Source organism: Mesorhizobium sp. M7A.F.Ca.ET.027.02.1.1, assembly GCF_004022985.1.
Classification (GTDB): Bacteria; Pseudomonadota; Alphaproteobacteria; order Rhizobiales; family Rhizobiaceae; genus Mesorhizobium.
Map to the genome: position 1 here is coordinate 1 of NZ_RZOL01000599.1, position 2,576 is coordinate 2,576.

General features: G+C 62.1%; 4 protein-coding genes. 1 reads left to right on the plus strand and 3 read right to left on the minus strand.

Annotation, left to right across the window (positions count from 1 at the left end):
* Positions 1-98 precede the first annotated feature (98 nt).
* The gene (locus EN749_RS33925) at positions 99-704 is read right to left on the minus strand and encodes a hypothetical protein (protein WP_127397019.1); all 606 of its coding nucleotides are present in this window, start codon (positions 702-704) and stop codon (positions 99-101) included.
* A 112-nt stretch (positions 705-816) separates the two neighbouring features.
* Positions 817-942 (minus strand): type B 50S ribosomal protein L36, encoded by a 126-nt coding sequence (gene ykgO, locus EN749_RS33930; RefSeq protein WP_006327841.1) that lies wholly within the window; start codon positions 940-942, stop codon positions 817-819.
* A 242-nt stretch (positions 943-1,184) separates the two neighbouring features.
* Between ykgO and EN749_RS33935 the strand changes: the two genes are divergently transcribed.
* Positions 1,185-1,607 (plus strand): lysozyme inhibitor LprI family protein, encoded by a 423-nt coding sequence (locus tag EN749_RS33935; RefSeq protein WP_128364812.1) that lies wholly within the window; start codon positions 1,185-1,187, stop codon positions 1,605-1,607.
* Positions 1,608-1,613: 6 nt separating this feature from the next.
* Here the strand turns inward: EN749_RS33935 and EN749_RS33940 are convergent.
* Positions 1,614-2,576, minus strand: a 963-nt coding sequence (locus tag EN749_RS33940; RefSeq protein WP_128364813.1) for a 5-(carboxyamino)imidazole ribonucleotide synthase, incomplete at its 5' end; no start/stop codon positions are given.

Genomic DNA, 2,576 nt, shown 5'->3' on the forward strand with positions numbered 1-2,576 from the left:
GAGTAGGGGAGTAGGGGAGTAGGGGAGTAGGGGATATGTTCGACAGCGCAATCTGCACCACTTACATACTGCCTTACTCTCGTATTCCCTTCAGGACATCAAATGCCTTCACCGGCAAGTTCCTCCGAAATCGTGCCGACCTGGTCCTGGGCGCTGCGCATCATCGGATAGATGGCCAGCACCTTTTGCCAGGCCTCGAGCGCCGATTGCTTGTGGCCGGTCAGCGCCATGATCTGCGCCAGGCCGGACAGCGCGCCGAAGTGGCGCGGCTCGAGCTGCAGCGTATGGTCGATGTCGGACATCGACTTGCCGTAGTTCTTCATCATGAAATGGACGGTGGCACGCCGGTTCCAGCCTTCGGCATAAGTCGGCTGCAAAGTCACCACCTGGTCGAGGAAATCGAGCGCGACGTCGAACTTCTGGCCCTCGACGGCTTTTTGCGACCACTGCATCATCAGGTCGATCGAGGCGCTGCCGGATTGCGACCACTCGCTCCAGATGTTGCCGGCGATCCGCTCGGCCGCCTTTTCGTTGCGCTCGCGTTTCAGATCGCTGAACAACTGGTCGAGGCGGGCTTGTTTCGTCGTTGCGGCGGGCGGCGCGTCCTGAGTGGCCGGCGGCGCGACAGCATCATCCGCCCATGCCGGGCCATAAATGACGCCGGAAACAAGCAGAGATGTCAAAAATGCAAAAAGAATCCGCATCGCCGGACTCTAGTCCCGGGCGACGGAACGTCAAACTGAATTTGGCGTGAAAATGCCGGCAGGCGGCAACAAGCATCAAATGGGGGGAGGCAACAGCCTCCTGCCCGAAAACTCAGCCCTGGCGTGCCTTGTAGCGCGGGGCGGTCTTGTTGATGATGTAGACGCGGCCCTTGCGGCGAACCAACTGGTTGTCGCGGTGACGCGCCTTCAGCGCCTTGAGCGAATTCTTGATCTTCATGGTCTTGCCTGTCGGTGTGGACCCGGTCCGGGTCGAAATTTTAAGGCGCGCCAGAAGACGCGCCTTTGAACTGTGGGAGGCTCATAAACGAGGAGCCTTGTCCCTGTCAACCGCAAGCGTGCTCCATAGCGGCTGTGAATCGTCCCTGTCATCAATTATCCGCCATGTCGGCCTTGCGGCATTGCGCGGCCCTGGGGCCGGCTGGGATGATGCGGTCGCCGTGAAGTGATTTGGAGAGAACCATGCGCCGAATGTTCCTGTCCGCCTGCCTTGTCCTGCTGGCGGCAGCTTCGGTTGCTCGCGCGCAGGAATGCGACCGCAGCGACGATAGCCAGCAGATGATGAACATCTGTGCCGGCGAAGACTATCAGGCGGCCGACGCCAAGCTCAACAAGGCCTATCAGGACCTCACCAGCTCGGATGACGCCGGCGGCAAGAGATTGCTGCAGGTGGCGCAGCGCGCCTGGATCACTTTTCGCGATGCCGAATGCGCGCATTCCACCGCCGCCAGTCAAGGCGGCTCGATCCATTCGATGGCAGTATCGCAATGCCTCACCAGACTGACCAATGATCGCATCAAGCAGCTCGCTGCCGCGGCCAATTGCGAGGAAGGCGATGTGAGTTGCGCCAATCCAGGGCAGGACGAGAGCGACGATTTGCAGTAGGCAACCTTATGAGGCGCGACGGCTGATCCGAGTGAAATGGCCCATCTTGCGGCTGGGCCGCGCTTCGGCCTTGCCGTAGAGATGCAGCATCAGATCGGGCTCGGCGAGAAGCTCCGGGACGCGCAACACATCGTCGCCGATCAGGTTTTCCATCACACAGTCGGAATGGCGGTCCGGGGCGCCGAGCGGCAGGCCGGCGATGGCGCGGATATGCTGCTCGAACTGCGAGACGATACAGGCGGCTTCCGTCCAATGGCCGGAATTGTGCACGCGCGGCGCGATCTCGTTGGCCAGCAGCGAGCCGTCCGCCAGCACGAAGAACTCGACGCCGATGACGCCGACATAGTTCAGCGCCGACAGGATCTTCGATGCGGCCGTTCGGGCCGCTTCCGCCGTCTCCGGCATAATGGCGGCCGGCAAGGTCGATGTGTGGAGAATGCCGTTGCGATGGATATTCTCGGCTGGATCGTAGGCGACAACCGCACCGTCCAGCCCACGCGCCGCGATCACCGATATCTCGCGCTCGAACGGCACGAAGGCCTCCAGGATCAGAGGCACATTGCCCATCGCCTCGCAGGTGCCGGCGAAGCCGCCGGCTTCCATGTTGCGGAAGACGCGCTGGCCTTTGCCGTCATAGCCCATGCGCCGGGTCTTCAGGACACCGCTGCCGTCGAATGCTTTCAGCGCCGCGATCAGCTGGTCATCATTGTCGACGGCGTGGAAATCGGCGGTGGCAATGCCGATGCCGTTGAGGAATGTTTTTTCGTCCACCCGGTCCTGCGCCACTTCCAGCGCACGCGCCGGCGGATAGACCGGAACCTTGGCGGCCAGCGCACTGGCGGCTGCAACCGGCACGTTCTCGAACTCGTAGGTGACGACGGAACTCGAGCCTGCCAGTTCGGCAAGGGCGGCCGGGTCGTCATAGGCGGCTGTTATCTGCCGGTTGGCGACCTGTGCCGCGGGGCAATC